This is a genomic window from Xanthomonas sp. WHRI 6108, assembly GCF_040202385.2.
Classification (GTDB): Bacteria; Pseudomonadota; Gammaproteobacteria; order Xanthomonadales; family Xanthomonadaceae; genus Xanthomonas; species Xanthomonas arboricola.
In genome coordinates this window covers 3,379,310-3,401,525 of the sequence record NZ_CP168198.1, presented here as the reverse complement: position 1 = coordinate 3,401,525, position 22,216 = coordinate 3,379,310, and the positions used below count along the sequence as shown (strand labels likewise).

At 68.4% G+C, this 22,216-nt stretch carries 13 protein-coding genes; 10 read left to right on the top strand and 3 right to left on the bottom strand.

Features of this window, described 5'->3' with window-relative positions; translation table 11 throughout:
• Positions 1–58: 58 nt before the first annotated feature.
• The gene (locus tag ABQ039_RS14335; RefSeq protein WP_349778005.1) at positions 59–2,161 is read right to left on the bottom strand and encodes a glycosyltransferase; all 2,103 of its coding nucleotides are present in this window, start codon (positions 2,159–2,161) and stop codon (positions 59–61) included.
• 239 nt (positions 2,162–2,400) lie between these two features.
• Between ABQ039_RS14335 and mrcB the strand changes: the two genes are divergently transcribed.
• The 5 genes from mrcB (at position 2,401) to ABQ039_RS14310 (ending at position 9,306) form a co-directional block, all read left to right on the top strand.
• Positions 2,401–4,845 carry a penicillin-binding protein 1B gene (mrcB, locus tag ABQ039_RS14330; protein WP_102251495.1) on the top strand — a complete coding sequence of 815 codons (2,445 nt, stop codon included), beginning with the start codon at positions 2,401–2,403 and terminating at the stop codon, positions 4,843–4,845.
• Between the two features lie 13 nt (positions 4,846–4,858).
• Positions 4,859–5,383, top strand: a complete 525-nt coding sequence (locus tag ABQ039_RS14325) for a hypothetical protein (RefSeq protein WP_024940334.1) — start codon at positions 4,859–4,861, stop codon at positions 5,381–5,383.
• A 256-nt stretch (positions 5,384–5,639) separates the two neighbouring features.
• The gene (locus ABQ039_RS14320) at positions 5,640–7,646 is read left to right on the top strand and encodes an ATP-dependent DNA helicase (RefSeq protein ID WP_024940333.1); all 2,007 of its coding nucleotides are present in this window, start codon (positions 5,640–5,642) and stop codon (positions 7,644–7,646) included.
• A gap of 29 nt (positions 7,647–7,675) precedes the next feature.
• Entirely contained in the window at positions 7,676–8,395 is a 720-nt protein-coding gene (tsaB, locus tag ABQ039_RS14315; protein WP_184608799.1) for a tRNA (adenosine(37)-N6)-threonylcarbamoyltransferase complex dimerization subunit type 1 TsaB, read from the top strand.
• Complete coding sequence (locus tag ABQ039_RS14310; protein WP_349778006.1) at positions 8,392–9,306, top strand: ADP-ribosylglycohydrolase family protein; 915 nt, start codon at positions 8,392–8,394, stop codon at positions 9,304–9,306. Before tsaB ends, ABQ039_RS14310 begins: the two co-directional genes overlap by 4 nt.
• 84 nt (positions 9,307–9,390) lie before the next feature.
• Here the strand turns inward: ABQ039_RS14310 and ABQ039_RS14305 are convergent, their stop codons facing one another.
• Both ABQ039_RS14305 and gshB read right to left on the bottom strand, forming a co-directional pair.
• A complete protein-coding gene (locus ABQ039_RS14305) occupies positions 9,391–10,266 on the bottom strand; it encodes an energy transducer TonB (protein WP_065032655.1) in 876 nt (291 codons plus the stop codon).
• A complete protein-coding gene (gene gshB, locus ABQ039_RS14300) occupies positions 10,263–11,213 on the bottom strand; it encodes a glutathione synthase (RefSeq protein ID WP_024940329.1) in 951 nt (316 codons plus the stop codon). Before gshB ends, ABQ039_RS14305 begins: the two co-directional genes overlap by 4 nt.
• Positions 11,214–11,451: 238 nt before the next feature.
• On the opposite strand from gshB, the gene pilG reads away from it, so the two are divergent.
• The 5 genes from pilG (at position 11,452) to ABQ039_RS14275 (ending at position 22,212) form a co-directional block, all read left to right on the top strand.
• Positions 11,452–11,853: a twitching motility response regulator PilG gene (pilG, locus tag ABQ039_RS14295; protein WP_024711139.1), complete on the top strand. Its 402-nt coding sequence runs from the start codon at positions 11,452–11,454 to the stop codon at positions 11,851–11,853.
• 17 nt (positions 11,854–11,870) lie between these two features.
• The gene (locus ABQ039_RS14290; RefSeq protein WP_024940328.1) at positions 11,871–12,233 is read left to right on the top strand and encodes a PleD family two-component system response regulator; all 363 of its coding nucleotides are present in this window, start codon (positions 11,871–11,873) and stop codon (positions 12,231–12,233) included.
• Positions 12,233–12,763 carry a chemotaxis protein CheW gene (locus ABQ039_RS14285; RefSeq protein WP_003482487.1) on the top strand — a complete coding sequence of 177 codons (531 nt, stop codon included), beginning with the start codon at positions 12,233–12,235 and terminating at the stop codon, positions 12,761–12,763. Before ABQ039_RS14290 ends, ABQ039_RS14285 begins: the two co-directional genes overlap by 1 nt.
• A gap of 39 nt (positions 12,764–12,802) precedes the next feature.
• Entirely contained in the window at positions 12,803–14,839 is a 2,037-nt protein-coding gene (locus ABQ039_RS14280; RefSeq protein WP_016904289.1) for a methyl-accepting chemotaxis protein, read from the top strand.
• A 113-nt stretch (positions 14,840–14,952) separates the two neighbouring features.
• Positions 14,953–22,212, top strand: a complete 7,260-nt coding sequence (locus ABQ039_RS14275; RefSeq protein ID WP_184608802.1) for an Hpt domain-containing protein — start codon at positions 14,953–14,955, stop codon at positions 22,210–22,212.
• The last annotated feature ends 4 nt before the right edge of the window (positions 22,213–22,216 follow it).

Sequence of the window (22,216 nt, the reverse complement as noted above, 5' to 3'; positions counted from 1 at the left end):
CAGCGGCTGTCTTCGGCGGCGCCACTCACAGCGCCATCCCCGAGCGCCCAGCGCGCACTCACTCCGCGATAAACAGCGCGCGCACCGTGCCACGCGCCGCATCCAGCGAAAAATGCCGGGCCACGTTCTGCAACCCGTTGTCGGCCAGGCGCTGCCACAGTGCCGCATCGCGATATAGGCGGACGATCGCCGCAGCGAAGGCATCGGCATCATCGGCCACGCAGACATCCTCACCGTCGCGCAGATGCATGCCTTCCACCGCACAGGTGGTGCCGACCACCGGCTGCCCGTGCGCCATGCTCAGGTTGATCTTGCCTTTGACGCCGGCGCCGAAGCGCAGCGGTGCCACCGCGATACGTGCGTTCTCCATGAACGGCAGCAGATCCGGCACATGCCCATGCAATTGCACGCCGGGGCATTCGTCGGCCAGCAGTGTCAGTGCCTCCGGCATGTCCGCGCCGATGCAGTGGAAGACCACCTGCGGCAATTGCGCACGCACCTGCGGAAAGATCGCGCTGATGAACCACTGCACCGCATCCACATTGGGTGGATGCCGGAAGCCGCCGACGAACACCAGGTCGTGGCGTTGCTCGAAGTGGCGGCCGCTGCCGGCCACCTCATGCAGGTTGGAGAGCAGAGCGGTGCGGATCTGCGGTGCGTCCGCCTGCAGCTGCGCCTGTTCGGCCGCCGAGACCAGCAAGGTGACATCGGTGGCGGCCATGATCTCCAGCTCGCGCAGGCGTGTGCGTTCGGCTGCGCGCAACAGATTGGCATCGCCGGCCAGCTCGGCGCCGCGGCGCTCGCGCAGGTAATGCAGATCGACGGTGTCGAACAGGGTGCGCGCCTGCGGCGCGTACTGTCTGAGCAGCGGCAGGCAGGCATGCGCAACGTGGTGACGTACCAGCAGCACCACTGCAAACCGCGGGCCGTGCGTGCGCAGCCAGCTGCCGACGCCGTCCAGGAACGGCGCGTACCAGACTTCCACGCCCAGCTGCTGCAGTGCCTGCGTGTGCCGTCCGGCGTGTTCGCGGCGGGTCGGCACGAACACCACGTGCGCGCCCTCTTCGCATAGCAGGCGGATCAGATTGAACTGCCGCAACGAGCCCGAGTCGCGATCGGGTTGCGGCACGCATTCGTCCAGGATCAGCACCTGGCGTTGGCCACGGTGCAGCAGCGCAGGTCCGGGGACCGTGCCGACCGGCAGCTGCGTTGCCAGCGCCTGCTGCCACTTGTCGGCGAACACGCCTTGGTTGCGCACCTGGTACGCCTTCACCCCGGTGCGGGTGTCGGTGCCATTGCTGGTGCCCTCGTCATGCACCACCACGCTGGCCGGCTGCACCAGCACCCGGTAGCCGGCGGCACGCACCGCAAACGCCAGATCGGTGTCTTCGTAATACGCCGGCATGTAGCGGCGATCCAGCCCACCCAGCGTCTGCAACAACGCGCGCGGCAGCGCGATCGCCGCGCCGGAGCAGTAGTCCATCGCACGCACATAGGCATGGCGCGGGTCGTCGGCCGATTCGAAGCGACCGTAGCTCCAGGCGCTGCCGTCGGCGAACACCACGCCGCCGGATTCCTGCAGGCGGCCGTCCGGGTACACCAGTTGCGCGCCGACCAGCCCGGCGCCGGGGTACTGGGCAAACGTGTCGATCAGCCGATCCAGCCAGCCGGGCTGCGGGATGGTGTCGTTGTTGAGCAGCACCACGTAGTCGCCGCGCGCCAGGGCGATGCCGTCGTTGCAGGCGGCGATGAAACCGCCATTGCTGGCGCGCCGGTGGTAGTGCAGCCCTTGCACCTGCGGCAGCTGCGCCTGCGTGGCATCGCTGCTGCCGTCGTCCACGACGATGATCTCAATCTCCAGCAGCGGCGGATGCGCCGCCAGTGCGCGCAGGCACGCCAGGGTGTGCGCGATGTGGTTGTAGACCGGAATCACCAGCGTCACGCGCGGGGTGTCGCTGTGCGGGACCGCAAACGCGGCAAACGGTGCGGCCTCCGGCAACCACAGCGGCGTGCCGAGCGCCACCGGCGGTGCCTGCGTATGCACGCGAATGCGCTGCCAGGTGGCGCGCCAGCCGCGTGTGCGCATGCTCGCCACGCTGCGGTGAATCAGCCCAAGCACGCGATTGAACAGATAGCGTGCATCGGCCAGTGACATCGACATTCCGTTGGAACTCCAGACGTGGCGTGACGAAGAAAACCCGGCGAGCAGTCGTCAGGCGGCGAGGACGGCGCAAGGCAAGCGCAGGGGACGCAGGGTACCCGCAGATGCCGGAGACGGTCCGTGCCCGCTGACGGTGAGCGTGGCCGTTTTGTTAGCCGCGCTTAAGTCAGAGGGACCGGCCGGCCACAACCACGACAGCGCTGCGCTAGACTCGCCGGACTCTACATTCTCGCATTCCTGTGCCCCGACGCCACGACAACGACGCTCCCGACGATTTCGAGGACGACTCCACCGAGCAAGGTTCCCGCTGGCAACGCAGGCTGATTGTCTGGGCCTTTGCGGCATTCGCGCTGGCGCTCGGTTTTCTGATTCCCTACACGGTGTATCTGAACAAGCAGGTCACCCAGCGGTTTGGCGAGCTGCGTTGGCAGATCCCGACCCGCGTGTACGGGCGGCCGTTGGTGCTGGCACCGGGCAATGCGCTGGATGCGGCCACGTTGAAGACCGAGCTAGACGCCGCCTCGTACCGTGACGACGGGCAAGCCAAGCTGGCCGGCACCTACCAGCAGGACGGCAGCCGCTTCACCATCGCCAGCCGCGGCTATATCGATGTGGATGGGCGCGTGCCTGCGCGGCGGGTGGAAGTCAGCCTCTCCGGCGGGCGCGTGGCCAGCCTGCGCGACGCCAGCGACCGCAAGGCGCTCAAGAGTGCGCGGCTGGACCCGGCGCGCATCGCCACGCTGTACGGACAGAAGCAGGAAGAGCGCCGCCTGGTGCGCATGGAAGAAGTGCCCGAGCTGCTGGTCACCGGCCTGCAGGCGGTCGAGGATCGCGACTTCAACAGCCACCACGGCATCGATCTCAGCGGCATGGTGCGTGCGGCCTGGATCATGGCGCGCTCCGGCGGCCAGGTTCGCCAGGGCGCCAGCACCCTGACCCAGCAGCTGGCGCGCAGCGGCCTGCTCGGCATCGGCAAGGAACAGACCGTCACCCGCAAGTTCAACGAAATTCTCTACGCAGTGATCATGGAGGCGCGTTACGACAAGCGCACCATCCTGGAGGCCTATCTCAACCAGGTGTATCTCGGTCAGCGCGGCGGGCAGGCGATCCATGGCGTGTCCTCGGGCGCGGAGCTGTGGTTCGGCCGCGAGCTCAATTCGATGACCACCGAGCAGATCGCCTTGCTGATCGGGCTGGTCAAGGGGCCGTCCTACTACGACCCGCGGCGCAACCCGGAGCGCGCGCTGGATCGGCGCAATTTCGTGCTGGGCAAGCTGCACGAAAACAACCTGATCGATGCGGCCGAATACAAGCGCGCGCTGGCCGCACCGCTGGGCGTGCCCACCGAGCCGGGCCTGGTCGCGGCCAACCGCTTCCCGGCCTATGTGGACCTGGTGCGGCGCCAGCTGGCGCACGACTACCCGGAAGGCGTGCTGCAGGGCGCCGGCATGAGCGTGCTCACCGGCATGTCGCCGTCCGCACAGGCCTATGCCGAAGGCGCGGTGACCGGCACCATCAAGCGGCTGGACAACAAGAAGCGCCCACCGCTGCAGGCCGGCCTGGTGCTGACCGACGTGCATAACGGCGACGTGCTGGCGGTGGTCGGCAGCCGCGACGTGGCCAAGCCGGGCTTCAACCGCGCGGTCGAAGCGCAGCGGCAGGTCGGCTCGCTGCTCAAGCCGTTCGTCTACCTGCTGGCGCTGGCCTCGCCGGACCGCTGGGCGCTGTCCAGCTGGGTCGACGATGCACCGGTGACGGTGCAGCTCAGCCGCGGCAAGACCTGGTCGCCGGGCAATTCCGACAACCGCAGTCACGGCACGGTGCGGCTGATCGATGCGCTGGCGCATTCCTACAACCAGGCCACGGTGCGCGTGGGCATGCAGGTCGGCCCGGAGCGCATCGCGCAGCTGATCCAGGTACTGGCCGGCATCAAGGCCGACACCAATCCCTCGCTGATCCTTGGTGCCACCGACCAGAGCCCGTACGGCATGGCGCAGCTGTATCAGTTCCTGGCCGCCGGTGGCGAGATCCAGCCGCTGCATGCGGTGCGCGGCGTGCTCGATCCGCAGGGCAAGCTGCTCAAGCGCTACGACAAGACCCCGGCGCCGGCGCAGGAGGGCGATTCGGTGGCGGCCAACCTGATCAGCATCGCCCTGCAGCAGGTGGTCAGCGGCGGCACTGCGCGGCAGTTGCTGGGCGATGGCCTGGGCCGGTTGTCGCCGGCCGGCAAGACCGGTACCTCCAACGACGGCCGCGACAGCTGGTACGCCGGCTACACCGGCGACCACCTGGCGGTGATCTGGATGGGCAATGACCAGAACGAGCAGACCGGCCTGTACGGTGCCACCGGCGCGATGCGGGTGTGGTCGAGCATCTTCGCGCGGCTGCCGAGTGCGCCGTTGAAGGTCAGTGGCAAGGGCCTGGACTGGCAGTGGGTGGACGCGGCCGGTACCGGCGTGACCGATGCCGGCTGCCCGGGCGCGCGCCAGTTCCCGTTCGTGGTCGGCTTCACGCCGGCCTACGCCCCCTGTGCCGGCAATGCACCGTCGATCGAAGGCGTGCCCGGCGATGCATCCGCGCCGGCCGAGCAATCCAGCGGTGGTGGCTGGCGTCGCTTCTTCGGTCTGGAAAAGAAGCCGGAAGACCCCGCGCCGGCACCCGCCGCGGCTGCACCTGCACGTTGACTGGAGTGACCCGATGAACCGACTGCACCGTTTGCTTGCCCTCGCTGGCGTGTCTGCCGCACTCACCGCCTGCGTCAGCGCGCCGCCTGCGCCACCGCCGGCCCCGGTCGACCCGACCACGCCGACACAGCGGCTGCTGCTGATCGAACGCGAGGCCGGCGTCGACGATACCGAGCTGTCGGTACAGCCATTGCGCGACCCGCAGGTGGACGACCTGCGCGAGACCGCCAAGAGCAAGCGCCAGGCCGGCGACCTGGCCGGCGCGGCGGCGTCGCTGGATCAGGCCGTGGGCCTGGTTTCCGGCGATCCCGCCATCCTGCAGGAGCGTGCCGAAGTGGCGGTGCTGCAGGCCGACTGGCCCGCCGCCGAGCGTTTCGCCAAACAGGCCATTGAGCTGGGCTCCAAGACCGGGCCGCTGTGCCGCCGGCATTGGGCCACCATCGAGCAGTCGCGGCTGGCGCGTGGAGAGAAGGAAAACGCCGCTTCGGCCAAGTCGCAGATTGCCGGGTGCACGGTGCCCGGCGTGAAACGCTACTGAGCACGGCCACGCCGCTGGCTGCGCCTGCTGCACGACAGGCGCGGCGAGCGTGATGCGGCCTGCGTTGCTTGCGCCCATCTGCTTCGACGCGAGCCGTTCGTTCTCGCGCACGACCGCCAGCGGCGCCACGCCGCGCATCTTGGTGCGTAAACGCCGGCTGCGCGGCCAGTGCCGCCACCGGCCCACCGGCGCAACCCAGGCAGCGGCAGCGCGCACGCGCTAGGCTGTCGCGCTTCCTGCCCCAGCTTCCGGTCCCATGTCCCAACTTGCCACTGCCAGCATCGAGGCGCTCAGCGAGGGCGGGGCGCTCGCGCGTCAGCTCGATGCGTTCGCGCCGCGTGCCGCGCAGTTGCGCCTGACCGGCGCCATTGCCGAGGCGTTCGAGGCCCGCGATGTGCTGCTGGCCGAAGCCGGCACCGGCACCGGCAAGACCTACGCCTACCTGGTGCCGGCATTGCTGTCGGGGCTAAAGACCATCGTCTCCACCGGTACGCGCGCGCTGCAGGACCAGTTGTTCCATCGCGACCTGCCGCGCGTGCGCGCCGCGCTCGGCATCGGCCTGCGCAGCGCGCTGCTGAAGGGCCGCGCGAACTATCTGTGCAAGTACCGCACCCAGCAGGCGCGCGGCGAGCCGCGCTTTGCCACGCCCGAGCAGGTCTCGCAGTTCCAGCGCATCGTGGCCTGGAGCGGGCGTACCCAGTTCGGCGACATGGCCGAGCTGGAAGCCCTGCCGGACGACTCACCGCTGCTGCCGCTGGTGACCTCCACCGTCGACAACTGCCTGGGCACCGAATGCCCGTTCTACAGCGAGTGTTTTGTGGTGCAGGCGCGCCAGCGCGCGCAGGCGGCCGATCTGGTGGTGGTCAACCACCATCTGCTGCTGGCCGATCTGGCGCTCAAGCAGGAAGGCTTCGGCGAGATCCTGCCCGGTGCGCAGGCCTTCGTCATCGACGAAGCGCATCAGCTGCCGGAGCTGGCGGCGAACTTCTTCGGCGAGAGTTTCGGCATGCGGCCGTGGCAGGAACTGGCGCGCGACTGCATGGTCGAAGCGCGCCTGGTCGCCGGTGCGCAGGCCAGCCTGCAGGAGCCGATCCTCGCCCTGGACGAGGCTCTGCGTGGCCTGCGTGCGGGCATGGAGGGCCTGCCGTCACGCGGCACCCAATGGCGTGCGCTGGCAAAGCCGCAGGTGCGCGAGGGTTTCGATGCGGTGCTGTCCTCGCTGGCGCGGCTCGGCGAGGCCCTGCTGCCGTTGCGCGAGGCCTCGCCCGGGTTCGATGGCTGCTGTGCACGTGCGCAGGAAGCGCTGGCGCGGCTGTCGCGGTGGCTGGGCGAGGATGCGCCGGTACCGGATTTCGAGCAGGAGCTGCCGGAGACCGTCGACAACGATGTGCTGTGGTACGAGCTCAGCCCGCGCGGGTTCCGCTGCCAGCGCACGCCGCTGGATGTGTCCGGCCCGCTGCGCGAGCATCGCGAAAAATCGCATGCGGCCTGGGTGTTCACCTCGGCCACGCTGGCGGTGGGGGGCGAGTTCGACCACATCGCGCAGCGCCTGGGCCTGAGCGATCCGGTGACCTTGCTGCAGCCCAGTCCCTTCGATTGGGCGCGCCAGGCGCTGTGCTACCTGCCGCCGCACCTGCCCGATCCTGCCGCACGCGGATTCGGCACGGCGCTGATCGCGGCGCTGATGCCGGTGCTGGACGCCTCCAATGGCCGCGCGTTCCTGTTGTTCGCCTCGCACCGCGCGCTGCGCGAGGCGGCCGACGCATTGCGCGGCGCGCCGTGGCCGCTGTTCGTGCAGGGCGAGGCGCCGCGTGCCACCTTGCTGCAGCGTTTCCGTACTTCCGGCAACGGCGTGCTGCTGGGCTCGGCCAGCTTCCGCGAGGGCGTGGACGTGGTCGGCGATGCCTTGAGCGTGGTGGTGATCGACAAGCTGCCGTTCGCCGCACCCGACGACCCGGTGTTCGAAGCGCGCCTGGATGCGATCCGCCGCGACGGCGGCAACCCGTTCCGCGACGAGCAGTTGCCGCAGGCGGTGATCGCGCTCAAGCAGGGCGTGGGCCGGCTGATCCGCAGCGAGACCGATCGTGGCGTGCTGGTGCTGTGCGACCCGCGCCTGGTGAACAAGGGCTACGGCCGCACCTTCATGCAGTCGCTGCCGCCGTTTGCGCGTACCCGCGAGATCGGCGACGTGCGCGCGTTCTTTGGCGTCGCCGAGCCGGTGGGCGACAATGGCGTGCTCGCGTTGCCGTTTGGCGACGACTGAGCTTTCTCCTTCCTGCCTGCGGTCCTGCCATGAAAGTCCTCGCGTTCGAGACCTCCACCGAAGCCTGTTCCGTCGCGCTGCATGTGGATGGCCGCGTGCTGGAGCGCTTTGAACTGGCGCCGCGTCGCCATGCCGAACTGGCGCTGCCATGGGCCGAGCAACTGCTGGCCGACGCCGGCATCGCGCGCCGCCAGCTCGACGCGATTGCGGTCGGTCGTGGCCCGGGCGCGTTCACCGGCGTGCGGTTGGCGATCGGCATTGCGCAGGGCATCGCGCTGGGCCTGGACGTGCCGGTGCTGGCGGTGTCCACGCTGCAGGTGCTGGCCCTGCGCGCGCCCGCCGAGGCGACGCAGGTGCTGGCCTGCATCGATGCGCGCATGGGCGAGGTGTACGCCGGCATCTTCGCGCGCGCTGGCGATACGCTGCAGGAGCTGATGCCGGAAGTGGTCTGCGCACCGCAGGAATGCGTCGTGCCGGACACGCTGCAGCGCTTTGCCGGTGTCGGCAGCGGGTTCGCCGCTGCCGAGGCAGTGCTGCAACAACGATTTGCGACCCGGCTGAGCAGCATCGATGCCAGCGCATTGCCGCATGCCGCCGACCTGCTGACGCTGGCCGTGCCCGCGCTGCTGCGCGGTGAAGGCGTGGCGCCGGAGCGGGTGGAACCGGCCTATCTGCGCGACAACGTGGCGCTGACCCTGCTCGAGCAGCAGGCCGCACGCGCAGCCAAGGCCGCCGGCGCCGCGCCATGACCGACGACCTGCAACGCGCGCGTTTCCGCGGCTGCCTGCTGGGCCTGGCGGTGGGCGATGCGCTCGGCACCACGCTGGAATTCTGTGCCCCGGGCAGCTTCGCACCGATTGACGACATGCGCGGCGGCGGCCCGTTCGCGCTGCGCGCAGGGCAGTGGACCGACGACACCTCGATGGCCTTGTGCCTAGCGCACAGCCTGCTGTATCGGCAGGGCTTCGACGCCGCCGACCAGATGAACCGCTATTGCAACTGGTACCAGCACGGCTACCTCAGCAGCACCGGCAGCTGCTTCGATATCGGCGCGACCGTGCGGCAGGCACTGGAGCGCTATCTGGATGGCGGCCCGGCCTTCAGCGGCAGCACCGATCCACGCTCGGCCGGCAATGGCTCGCTGATGCGGCTGGCGCCGGTGGCGATGTACTACGCGCATCGCCCCGCCGAGCTGGGCGAGCGCGCCGCCGACAGTTCGTGTACCACGCATGCTGCCGACGAAGCGCTGGATGCCTGCCGGCTGTTCGCCTTCCAGTTGCGTGCCGCATTGCTCGGCGGCCAGCGCCAGCAGGTGTTGCAGACCCGCTGCGAAGGGCTGTCGACACCGGCGCTGCGTGCGTTGTCGGTGCGCGACCATGCGGCAGTTCCCGCCGCCCGGATCCGCGGCACCGGCTATGTGGTCGATGCGCTGTCGGCGGCACTCTGGTGCTTCGCCACCACCGACACGTTCGCCGATGCGGTGCTGCGTGCGGCCAACCTGGGCGACGATGCCGACACCACCGCGGCCATCTGCGGTCAGCTGGCCGGTGCATTCCATGGCATCGACGGGATTCCCGCCGCCTGGCGCGCGCGCGTGCAGGACGCGGACGCGATCGTCGAGCTGGCCGACCGGCTGTACGCAGCCGCGCAGGCCGCATAACGCCGCGCGCAACGCACTGGGCAACGCAGTCCGCCGGGAAGGCATGCCGCAGAAAGACGCGTCCCTGTCGGGACGCGCGACGGCTCAACGATCGTCGTGCAGCTCGCCGCCGGGCAGGAACAGCCAGGTGCGTGTGACCTGCAGGATATCCACGTCGTCCTTGGTCCTGGGCAGTGGCGGGAACGGCTGCGCCAGCTGCACCACCCGCAGCGCTGCCGCATCCAGCGCCGGGGTGCCGCTGGAGACCAGCACGCGGCTGCTTTCCACGCTGCCGTCGCGGCGCACGCCCACGCTGATCACCACCTTGCCGCCGAGTCGGCGCCGGCGCGCCTCGTCCGGGTAATTGAGATTGCCGACGCGCTCGGCACGGTCCACCCAGGCACGTAGGTAGTTGGCATAGGCGTATTCGCGGGTACTGGCCGAGACGAACTTGCGATTGGGGCGCTTGGCATATTGCTCCGAGCGCAGATGCACCTCGGCGGCGAGCCGGGCCATTTCCGCGTCGCGCTGCACGCGTTGCGCATCGGTGGGCGAGGGCAGGTCGGTCTGCGGATTCGGCTGCGGGGTGGGCACGGCCTGCTCGCCGCGGCGGCTGGCCACCACGCGGGTCTGGGTCGGCTCCGGCGCCTGCAGCGTGGTCGCACGCTGCGCCTGCGGTGCCAGCCCGCTGCGGTCCTGCGGCACCACGCCGGGCTGGCTGTCGCGCGGGCGTTGCGCGGTGGCGTGATTGCCGCCGCCCTGCTGGTTGGCCTGGGCCAGGAAATCGGCCTGCCTGGGCGTCAGCGGGGTGCTGGTCTGGCTGAAGATCACATCCAGCGTCGGCACCAGCGGTGCGTCCTCGCTGACCGCAAACCCCACGCCCAGGATCAGCACGCCGTGCAGCAGCAGCGAGATCACCAGCGTCGCGGTCAGCCGGCGGCGCTCGTCCATGGGAGCCGGCAGTGCCGCGGCCGCGCTCATTGCGCCGCGCCGGCCTCGATCGCGTCGAACAGCAGCCCGGCGATGTTCAGGCCGAACTGCGCATCCAGCTCGCGCACGCAGGTGGGGCTGGTGACGTTGACCTCGGTCAGGTAATCACCGATCACGTCCAGGCCGACGAAACGCATGCCGCGGCGGCGCATTTCCGGGCCCACCTGCGCGGCGATCCAGCGGTCGCGCTCGGACAGCGGCCGGCCTTCGCCACGTCCGCCGGCGGCCAGGTTGCCGCGGAATTCGTCGCCCTGCGGAATCCGTGCCAGGCAGTAGTCCACCGGCTCGCCATCGACCAGCAGGATGCGCTTGTCGCCAGCGCTGATGTCGGGGATGAAGCGCTGCGCCAGGGTCAGCTTGCGATTGCCGTCGGTCAGCGTTTCCAGGATCACGTTGAGGTTGGGGTCGCCGGTGCCGCTGCGGAAGATCGAACGCCCGCCCATGCCGTCCAGCGGCTTCAGCACGGCTTGGCCGTGTTCGAGCACGAACGCCTTGAGCGCGGCGGAGTCGCGGCTGACCAGGGTTGGCGGGCAGCACTGCGGAAACAGCAACGCGGCCAGCTTCTCGTTGTAGTCGCGCAGGCCCTGCGGGTCGTTGACCACCTGCGCGCCGGCGCGCTGGGCCACGCTCAGGACCTGGGTGTCGTAGACGAACTCCGCATCCACCGGCGGGTCCTTGCGCATCAGCACCACCTGGCCGGGGCCGAATTCCAGTTCGGCGAACTCGCCCAGGGTAAACCAGCCGGCCTTGTCCTCGCGCACGCTCAGGGGCGCGACCTGTGCCACCGCGCGTCCCTCGCGCAGGCTGAGTCCGCCCGGACGCACATACTGCAGGCGGTGACCACGCCGCTGCGCTTCCAGCAACATGGCGAAGGTGGTGTCTTTGGCGATCTTGATGGAGGCGATGGGATCCATCACCACGACGACGTCGAGCGACATGGGGAGCTAAACCTTTAGAACAGGCTGCCGATGGTAACTTCAAGCGGTGGCGATGGCGCGCCCGGCCGGTCGTGAATGCGCGACTTGCCGCTCGGCCCGCAGCTGCACACGGTCGGAACGTCCGCCTGGCGGGCCCCCGGCAACGTACCCTTGACAGTCAATGCGGGTCTTGGGATATACATGCAGTTTCGTAGCGACGCCGGCAGGGAAGAAGCGTCGCGCGTCCGGGGATATTTGCATGACAGAAAACATTGCTGCGGGTGGGGAACTCGCAGGACTGAAGGTGATGGTGATCGATGATTCGAAGACCATTCGCCGCACCGCCGAAACGCTGCTGAAGCGGGAAGGCTGTGAAGTAGTGACAGCGACCGATGGTTTCGAGGCACTGGCCAAGATTGCCGACCAGCAACCTCAGATCATTTTTGTCGACATCATGATGCCGCGTCTGGATGGGTACCAGACATGCGCGTTGATCAAGGGCAACCAGCTCTTCAAGTCGACGCCGGTGATCATGTTGTCGTCTAAGGACGGCCTGTTCGACAAGGCACGCGGCCGCATCGTCGGCTCCGAGCAATATCTGACCAAGCCGTTCACCCGTGAAGAACTACTGAGCGCGATTCGCACGTACGTCCACGCCTGACCAGGGGGAAAGGCAACATGGCTCGAATTATATTGATCGAGGACTCGCCCACCGACAGGGCAGTCTTCAGTCAATGGCTGGAAAAAGCAGGCCATACGGTCGTCGCCACCGACAATGCCGAAGAGGGACTTGCGCTGATTCGCAGCCAGGCGCCCGATCTGGTGCTGATGGACGTGGTGCTGCCCGGCATGAGCGGTTTCCAGGCAACGCGTGCATTGGCGCGCGACCAGGCCACCAAGGACATCCCCGTGCTGCTGGTCAGCACCAAGGGCATGGAAACCGACAAGGCCTGGGGTTTGCGGCAAGGTGCCAGCGACTACATCGTCAAGCCGCCGCGCGAAGACGATCTGATCGCCCGCATCAAACAACTGGTGCGTTGATGCGTTCTCCATTCGACATTCTCGAAGACTACGAGCGTCGTAGTCTTGCGCACGCCACGCCGCTGCCGGAACGCCAGTTCTCGGCCGACATCTGGCGCGGCGTCGGCTATCGCGTCGGCACCCGGCGGCTGGTCTCGGATTTCCGCGAAGTCGCGGAAATCGTGCCGATGCCGCCGGTCACCCCGGTGCCGGGCGCACAGCCCTGGCTGCTGGGCGTGGGCAACCTGCGCGGCAACCTGTTCCCGGTGATCGATCTGAAGCAGTTCCTGGAGGGCCGGCGGACGGTGCTGCAGGAAGGCCAGCGCGTGCTGATCATGCGCCAGAGCGGCGGCGACGTCGCGCTGACCATCGACGAGCTGTACGGCCAGCGTAGCTTCGAGCAGGTCCAGGCGGTCGAACCCGGCGAGTTGGCGCAAGGCCGCTATGCCCACTTCATCGACCGTGCCTTCCGCAACGAGACGCAGGACTGGGGTGTGTTCTCCCTGGCGTTGCTGTCGCGCACTCCTGAATTCCGGCAGGCCGCGGCCTAAGCCGCGACCCCGCCACGTCATACAGATCGAGGTCGAACCATGAGTACCGCCCCGGACGCCCGCAAGACCAACAAGCTCGGCAGCGTCAGCACCAGCTTCTGGCTTGGTTTGCTGGTGTTGTCGATGATCGTGTTCGGCGCCAATACCGGCGTCGCCACCTGGCAGGGCAGTCGCCTGGCCGGTGCCGGCACCGGCGCGGCCGATCTGCAGGTGCTGTCGCAGCAGTTGGCCAACCAGGGCCGCGAAGCGGTCTCCGGTGACCCCAAGGCGTTTGCCGCGTTCAAGGAGACCAAGGCGCGCATCGACAGCACGGTCAGCGAACTGGATGGCCGCTACGGCCAGGAAGGCTCGGTCGCCAGCTCGATGGCCCAGCTCAAGGCGACCTGGGTGCCGCTGAGCAAGAACGCCGATCAGGTCATCGCCAGCGAACCGGCGGTGCTCGGTCTGTCCGGCAACGCCGAACGCTTCTCCGGCAGCGTGCCGCAGCTGCAGGCGCAGTTGAACGAAGTGGTGCGCGCGATGACGGTCAGCGGCGCGCCCGCCTCGCAGATCTACAACACGCTGCAGCAGGTCGTGGTCGCCGGCACCATGGCGCGCCGGGTGACCGAAATGCGCGCCGGTGGCGCCAATGCCGCCGCCTCCGGCGATGCGCTGGCACGCGACTCGGTGGTGTTCACGCAGATGCTCGAAGGCCTGCGCGCGGGCAACGACGAACTGGGCATCGCCGCGGTGCGCAACCCGGCCGCGTTGTCGGCGCTGGAGCAGTCGCAGGCGCAGTGGGCGACGATGAAGAAGGACGTCGACGCCATCCTGGCCAGCTCGCGCAACCTGTTCGCCGCGCAATCCTCGGCCGCCGCGCTGACCGCCGGCTCGAACAAGATGCTGGACGACAGCAAGAAGCTGTTCGATGCGTTCTCGGCGTTCGGCTCGGTGCGCGACACGCGCCTGTTTCCGAACTTCTGGCTGGGCGTGGTGTCCGGCCTGCTGGCGCTGCTGGCGATCATCGGCTTTGTCTGGAGCTCGGTGCGGGTACGCTCGCGCGAGCAGGACGTGCGTTACCAGGCGCAGGTGGAATTCAACAGCCGCAACCAGCAGGCGATCATGCGGCTGCTGGACGAAATCAGCTCGCTCGGTGAGGGCGACCTGACCGTCAAGGCCTCGGTGACCGAGGACATGACCGGCGCGATTGCAGACGCCATCAACTACGCCGTGGATGAGCTGCGCCACCTGGTGACCACGATCAACGACACCTCGGCCAAGGTCGCCGTGTCGACCCAGGAAACCCAGGCCACCGCGATGCAGCTGGCCGACGCCGCCGGCCAGCAGGCCAACCAGATCACCACCGCCTCCGAGCGCATCAGCGAAATCGCCGCCAGCATCGAACAGGTGTCGCGCAACTCCACCGAGTCGGCCGAAGTGGCGCAGCGCTCGGTGGTGATCGCCGCCGAAGGTGCCGGCGTGGTGCGCGAGACCATCCAGGGCATGGACCAGATCCGCGACCAGATCCAGGAAACCTCCAAGCGCATCAAGCGCCTGGGCGAATCCTCGCAGGAGATCGGCTCGATCGTGGAACTGATCAACGACATTTCCGAGCAGACCAACATCCTGGCGCTCAACGCCGCGGTGCAGGCCGCCTCGGCGGGCGAGGCCGGTCGCGGTTTCGCGGTGGTGGCCGACGAAGTGCAGCGCCTGGCCGAACGCACCTCCGGCGCGACCCGGCGGATCGAAGGCCTGGTGCAGACCATTCAGGCCGATACCAACGAGGCGGTCAGCTCGATGGAGCAGACCACCTCCGAAGTGGTGTCCGGTGCACGCCTGGCCGAAGACGCCGGCACCGCGCTGACCGAAATCGAGCGCGTGTCCAACGCCTTGAACAACCTGATCAAGAACATCTCCATCGCCGCGCACCAGCAGTCGGCCGCAGCGACGGATATCACACAGACCATGGGCGTGATCCGTCAGATCACCAGCCAGACATCGCAGGGTGCGGAGCAGACGGCCGAGTCGATCGGCAACCTGGCTCAGCTCGCTGCCGATCTGCGCCGTTCGGTCGCCGACTTCAAGCTGCCGGCGTGAGCACGACGCGGAACGGGAAAGGATCAGCAGATGGCGCGTAGTAGCGTTACGTCGATGCAGGAACAGACCGGTGGCCGCCTCGGCGGTACCCCGGCCGTAGGCAGGGGGCTGCAATGAGTGCGCTTCGCGATGCGATGAGTCACGCCGCGCTGGGCTGGGTCAAGCCGGAGCTGGACGAGACGTTGCGCCAGGCGCGCAACGAGATCGAGTACTTTGCCGAAGAACCGTCCGACACCAGTCGGATGCGCTTCTGCGCCGGCTATCTGCACCAGGTGCAGGGTACCTTGCGCATGGTGGAGCTGTACGCCCCGGCGATGGTGGCCGAAGAACTCGAGCTGCTGGCCCAGGCGGTGCAGGTCGGCGAGGTGGCCGACCGCGACGAAGCCTGCGCCATGCTGATGCGCGGCACCGTGCTGCTGCCCGATTACCTGGAGCGTCTGCAGAACGGTCACCGCGACATTCCGATCGTGCTGCTGCCGCTGCTCAACGAAATCCGTGCCACGCGTGGTCAGCCAGGCCTGAGCGAAAGCGTGCTGTTCGCGTTCGATCCGCAGGCCGGCGTCGCCACCGAGGCCGAACTGGATCACGCGCGCGGCAGCCTGAGCGGGCGCAATCGCGAGTTGCTCGACACCGTCGGCAACGCGGTCAAGGAAGAATTGCTGCGCGTCAAGGACGCGCTGGACCTGCACCTGCGTACCGGCGGCGAGATCGCCGAGCTGCAGACCCAGGTCAAGGATCTCGGCAGCGTTGCCGACACCCTGGGCATGATGGGCCTGGGCGTGGCGCGCAATGTGGTCGTGCAGCAGCGCGATGCGCTGGCGCGCGTGGTCGACGGCCAGGTGCAGATGGACGAAGGCGTGCTGCTGGATATCGCCGGCGCGCTGCTGTATGTCGATGCCTCGCTGGATGACCAGGTCGCCAGCCTGGGCGCCGATGTCGGCGACGGCAACGAAGCCAGCAACAGCGCCACCTCCTCGGAAGTGCGGCGCACGGTGGACGTGCTGGCACAGGAGGCGATCGCCAATTTCGGTGCGGCGCGCGAGCATTTCGTCGCCTTCATCGAGACCAACTGGGACCACGCCCGCCTGGCCGACGTGCCGCATCTGCTCGGCGAAGTCGGCGGTGCGCTGCGCATCCTCGAGCTGCCGCAGGCGGCCGATTACCTGGAAGGCGTGCGCCGCTATGTCGATCTGGAACTGATCGGCAAGCAGCGCGTGCCCAGCGGGCGCCAGCTGGACACCCTGGCCGATGCGATGGCCAGCCTGGAGTACTACCTGGAAGCCCTGCGCGAGCGCCGTCCCGGCCGCGAGGAAATCCTGGACATCACCCGCAACAGCCTGGAAACGCTGCGCTACTGGCCGCTGCCCTCGGGCCAGCCGTCCGACCTGCCGGTCGGTGCCGACCAGCCGGGCAGCGTGGCCGAGCAGCTCGCCGCATCGCTCGCGCAGCAGGCCGCTGCCCCGGCGCTGGCGGCCAACGACGCTGCGCCGACGCCATCGCTGGAATGGGCCAACGAAACCGTGGTCGAGGCGCCGTTTGCCGCCAGCGTGGTGCACGACACCGGCGCTGCCGCTACCGACACGGTGTTTTCGTTCGACCCGGTCGCCGCCGAGGAAACCGTCTCCGGCCAGGCGCACGTGCCGTTTACGGTTGCGCCGCTGGACCTGTCCGACGATGGCGCGCAGGCGCCCGGCGACTGGCAGCTGGAAACCACCGAGCACGCCGCACCGATCGCCACCTCGGTGTTCGACCCGGTGTTGGCCGAGCAGGACGGCAGCGTGTCGGCCGATGCCGCGCAGGTCAGCTACACCGTGGATCTGAGTGCGCTGGAGCAGGACGACAGCGCCACGCCGGCGGTTGCCGAACCGACGCCGCTGCAGATCGAGCAGATCGAGTTGCCCGGCGATGCCGACCAGACCGAGGCACCGCTGGACTTCATCGCGCAGGCCCAGACCGGCCGCGCGCAGACCAGCATCGAGGATGCGTTCTCGCCGCCGCCGCTGCCACCCGTGGCGCCGCAAGAGCTGGACGACCCGTTCGTCGACTCCGCGCCCGAACCGCAGCCAGCCCCGGCCGACGCCGCCGCCGAGCAGAGCGCGCCGCGCGTGCAGCAGGCGGTGGTCAGCCAGTTCGAACTGGATGCCGCATCGACGGCGTTTTTGGCCCAGCTCGACGCGGCCGCCGCGCAGTTCGATGTGCAGCGTCCGCAGGTACAACAGACCACTGCTACCGACAGTCAGACTGCGAAGGCAGCGCCCGAGCCGGCAGCGAGCGAACCGGCCCAGGCCGGTGCCGATGCCGGCATCTTCGGCGGCTTTGGCGACAGCGATATCGACGACGACATCCGCGACGTGTTCCTGGAGGAATTCGACGAAGAGCTGGTCAATCTGGGCCAGCTGCTGCCGGTCTGGCGTGCCGCGCCACACAGCCAGGACAACCTGCGCCCGATCCGCCGCGTCTTCCACACCTTGAAGGGCAGCGGTCGTCTGGTCGGCGCGCAGGTGCTCGGCGAGTTCAGCTGGAAGATCGAGAGCATGCTCAACCGCGTGCTCGACAACTCGCGGCCGGCCAGCCCGGCGGTAGTGGCGATGGTCGAGCTGGCCTACGAAGTGCTGCCGCAGTTCAACGCCGCATTGCGCGACCAGGGCCGCATCAGCGCCGACTTGCCGGACATCCAGGCAGTTGCCGAGCGTGTGGCCGCGGGCGAAGAAGTCTATTACGTGGCCGCGCCGGCAACGCCGGTGGCTGCGGATGTCGCCTTCATTCCGGCAGCGGCAGGCGTGTTCGCGGCGACCGGTGGCACACCGGCCTCGGTGGATAGCGTGCTGCGCGAGATCCTGGAAGCCGAAGTCGCCACCCACCTGGAAACCGTCAACGCATGGCTGCAGGCCAACCAGGCCGAGCCGCAGCTGGCAAGCGAAGAATTGCTGCGCGCGGTGCACACCATGAGTGGCGCGTTTGCGATGACCGACGTGCCGGAAATCACGCTGGTGACCACGCCGGCCGAGAGCTACGTCAAGCGTCTGCTTGCCGCGTCGCTGCTCCCCTCGCAGGAGGGCATCGACGCCATTGCCGCAACGGCGTCGGCAATCGCCACCACCGTGACCGCCTTGCGCGCCGATGCGCCGTTGATTCCGTCGTTTGCGCCGTTGAGCGAACGCCTGCGCGCGCTGGTGGAGACGCTGCCGGAAGCGCAGTGGCCACCGCAGGCGTTCCTGGACGAGCTGGAAGATCTGGATGCGCCGGGCGAGATGGCGGTCAGCAGCGAGTCGGCGGTCGAGCTGACCGGCGCGCAGGATCTGTCGCAGTATCTGGACGCCAGCGCGCTGCCGTCGGATACGAGCGATCACAGCGCGCCCGTGCATGCCGCCGATGACGCAGCGGATGCCGATGCGCACGCCGATGCCGATGCAGCGATCGCGGTGGACGAGCTGGCCGAGGCCGAGGCCGAAGACACCTCGTCGCTTGCGCTGGACGCACCGGCACCGCACGAACAGACGCAGACGGCTGACGTTGCTGCGCTGGAGCAGGAGCAGGTTGCTGATTCGGTCGAGACTGCGCAGGCCCCGGCCGGGGATGCAGTCGCCTCCGATGCTGGAGTGGAGCAGCTCGCCGAGGCGTCGCATGGCGATGCTGCCCAGCACCAGCACGAAGCCGAAGTCGAGTCGCCTGGCGTCGATGGGCACGACACGCCGGCCGATGAGCCGGTGGTCGACGCCGATGCCTGGGATGCGACCGGATTGCAGCAGGCCGGCCATATCGATGCGGCATCGCATGCGCACGCAGGCGACGTGCCGGAAGCTGGCGAGCACGTGGTAGTGGACGAGTTGTCCGACGCGGAAGCCGCGTTGGGCGATGCGCAGACGCTCGCCGCACCCGAAGCGGGGGAGATTGCTGCCGAGCGTGCAGACGCCGAGCAGCAGTCGCCGGGCGAGCACGCTGCCGAGTACGAGCAGCTCGAGGGTGACACAAGCGCGCAGGATGCCGAGGCGGCATTGAGCGATGACGCGGCGTCCACGGACGAAGCGCCTGTCGAGACCATCGAGGCATTGGAAGCGGTGCATGCGCAGGCCCCGCTGGCCGACCACACGCAAGCGGCGACCACCGAAGACTGGACGCAGGACAGCGTGGCGCTGGATGGCGAGTCGACCGAGCAGGGCGACCACGTGTCCACCCCGCACGACGAGGCTATCGGTGCGCAGGCGCAGCTGCCTGCCGAGGAGGCAGCGCAGCACGGCGATGCCGCGTTGCCTGACGATGCGGACGCGCAGCTTGGCGACCAGTTGCAGGTGCAAGACACGGCGCAGTTGGGCGAGCATCCGTCTTCCGAAGAACATGCGCTGTCGGGCGAGCAGGTGCACCTGCAGGAACCTGCGCATACGGACGAGGCTGCGCAAGGGGAAGCGCACGGCGATTCGGGCGAGCAGGAACACCTGGACGCGCACGCGCATGCCGACGAAGTCGAGCACGTTGCGGAAGCTGAGCGCGCTGCAGAAGCAGAGCAGACTCCAGCAGCAGAGCAGGCTGAAGCAGAGCAGGCTACGGAGACAGAACAGACTGCAGCGGTGGAACGGGCCGCAGACGCAGACCACGCTGCAGACGCACAGCAGGCTGCCGAAGCGCTACCCGAACACACCATCGAGTCGGTGCAAGCCTTCGAGATGGCGCAGGTGGCCGATCAGGTCGAAGAGACCGGCGATCCGCAGTCGGACATTGCGCCGGAGCTGCATTCGGACGTCGCTGTTGACGCCGAGGCGGACACCCATGCCGATGCCGAGGTCAACGCGCAGCATCCAGACGCAGACGCGACGTTCGAGGCTGCCAACGCAACGGATGCTGTCGAGCATCCCGAGCAAGTCGAACACGCCGAACAAATCGAGTATCCCGATCACGCCGAACAGGTCGGACACACAGAGCAAGTCGAATCTACCGACTCCGCAAGCGAACACGAAGACGCCGCAGCCGTGGCCTTCAGCGCGCCGGTGGAAGACGCTGCGGCGGGCGATAGCGCCGCCAACGACGTGGGCGCAGCCTTCGATACCGGCCCGCTCAACTTCGACCAGCTCGATGGCGAACTGGTCGACATCTTTGTCGAGGAAGGCCGTGACCTGCTCGACCATTGCGATGGTCTGATCGCCCGCATGCGCGAGGTGCCGGAAGACCGCGAGGTCCTCAACGGACTGCAGCGCGACCTGCACACGCTCAAGGGCGGCGCGCGCATGGCCGGCATCAACGCCATCGGCGACCTCGGCCATGCGATCGAATCGTTGCTCGAAGCGGTGGCGGCCAACCGTACCGACATCGACCGCGACGACGTGCGCCTGTTCGAGCGCGGCTTCGACCGCCTGCATCAGTTGCTGACCCGCACCGGCATGCACCGCGCCGTGGCGATGCCGACCGACCTGGTGGAAGCCTTCGAAACCCGCACCCGTGGCCGCAATGCCGCAGAGCCCAGCGACGCCGATGTGCGTGCGATCGCCAAGGCGTCGGTGGAACCGGCACCGCTGTCGGCGCCCATCCCGGTCGACGGCCAGGTCGAGGAAGAACTGCTGCCGCGCGCGCAGCAGGAACAGGTACGCGTGCGTGCCGACCTGCTCGACCGCCTGGTCAATCACGCCGGCGAAGTGGCGATCTACCGCTCGCGCCTGGAACAGCAGATGGGTGCCTTCCGCGGCGCCATGGGCGAACTGGATCGCACCAACGCCCGTCTGCGCGACCAGTTGCGTCGTCTGGATCTGGAAACCGAAGCGCAGATCGTGGCGCGTTATCAGCGCGAGCAGGATCAGGGCGATCGCACCTTCGATCCGCTGGAACTGGACCGCTTCTCCACCCTGCAGCAGCTCAGCCGCGCGCTGAACGAATCGGCCGCCGACTTGGGCGGCTTGCAGGGCGTGCTGGAAGATCTCTCGCGTCAATACGACGGCCTGCTGCAACAGCAGTCGCGCGTCAGCTCCGAGCTGCAGGACGGCCTGATGCGTGCGCGCATGGTGCCGTTCGACGGCCTGGTGCCGCGTCTGCGCCGTGTGGTTCGCCAGGCCGCCACCGACACCGGCAAGCAGGTGCATCTGCTGCTGGAAGGTACCCAGGGCGAGCTCGATCGCAACGTGCTCGATCGCATGGTCGCGCCGCTGGAACACATGCTGCGCAACTCGGTGGCACATGGTCTGGAAGCGCCGGAGCAACGGCGCGACGCGGGCAAGCCGGAAGAGGGCAGCATCGCGATCCGTCTGCGCCGCGAAGGCTCGGAAATCGTGCTGGAAGTGGCCGACGACGGCGCCGGGCTGGACCGCGAGGCGATCCGTCGCCGCGGCGAGCAGCGCGGCCTGATCGAACCCGGCCAGGAACTCAGCGAGGCCGAACTGGATGGGCTGATCTTCGCCTCCGGTTTCAGTACCTCCGAGCAGGTCAGCCAGCTGGCCGGCCGTGGCGTGGGCATGGACGTGGTCCGCAACGAAGTGCGTCAGCTGGGCGGCTCGGTGGACATCCACTCGGTGCGCGGCCAGGGCGTCACCTTCACCCTGCGCCTGCCGCAGACGCTGGCGGTCACCCAGGCGGTGTTCGTGCGCATCGGCGATACCACCTTCGCGGTGCCGGTGGCGTCGGTCAGTGGTATCGGCCGCATCTCGCGCAGCCGTTACGAGTCGGGCGAGGGCGGCTATCACTACGCCGGCGAGGAGTACGTGCTGCACGATCTTGGCTCGCTGGTCGGCCAGGCCGCCGCGCGTGCCGATGGTCAGGCGCAGGTGCCGTTGCTGCTGGTGCGTGCGGGCGACCTGCGCGCGGCGGTGGCGATCGATCAGGTGCTGGGCAACCGCGAAATCGTGGTCAAGCCGGTGGGCCTGCAGATCGCTTCGGTGCCGGGCATCTACGGCGCCACCATCACCGGCGATGGCCGCGTGGTGGTGATCCTGGACGTGGCCCCGCTGGTGCGCCGCTATCTCAGCCAGCCGGCGCGTCCGGCGCCGGAAACCCCGGCCGAATCGCAGCGCCAGGTGCCGTTGGTGATGGTGGTGGACGATTCGCTGACCATGCGCAAGGTCACCAGCCGCGTGCTGGAACGCCATAATCTGGATGTCACCACCGCACGCGATGGTGTCGAGGCACTGGAACTGCTGCAGGAGCGCGTGCCCGACCTGATGCTGCTGGACATCGAAATGCCGCGCATGGACGGCTACGAGCTGGCGACCGCGATGCGTGCCGACCCGCGCTTCAAGGCGGTGCCGATCGTGATGATCACCTCGCGTAGCGGCGAGAAGCATCGCCAGCGCGCCTTCGAGATCGGCGTGCAACGTTACCTGGGCAAGCCTTACCAAGAGTTGGATCTGATGCGAAACGTGTATGACCTGCTGGGGATCGCCCGTGTCCGAGAATAATGGC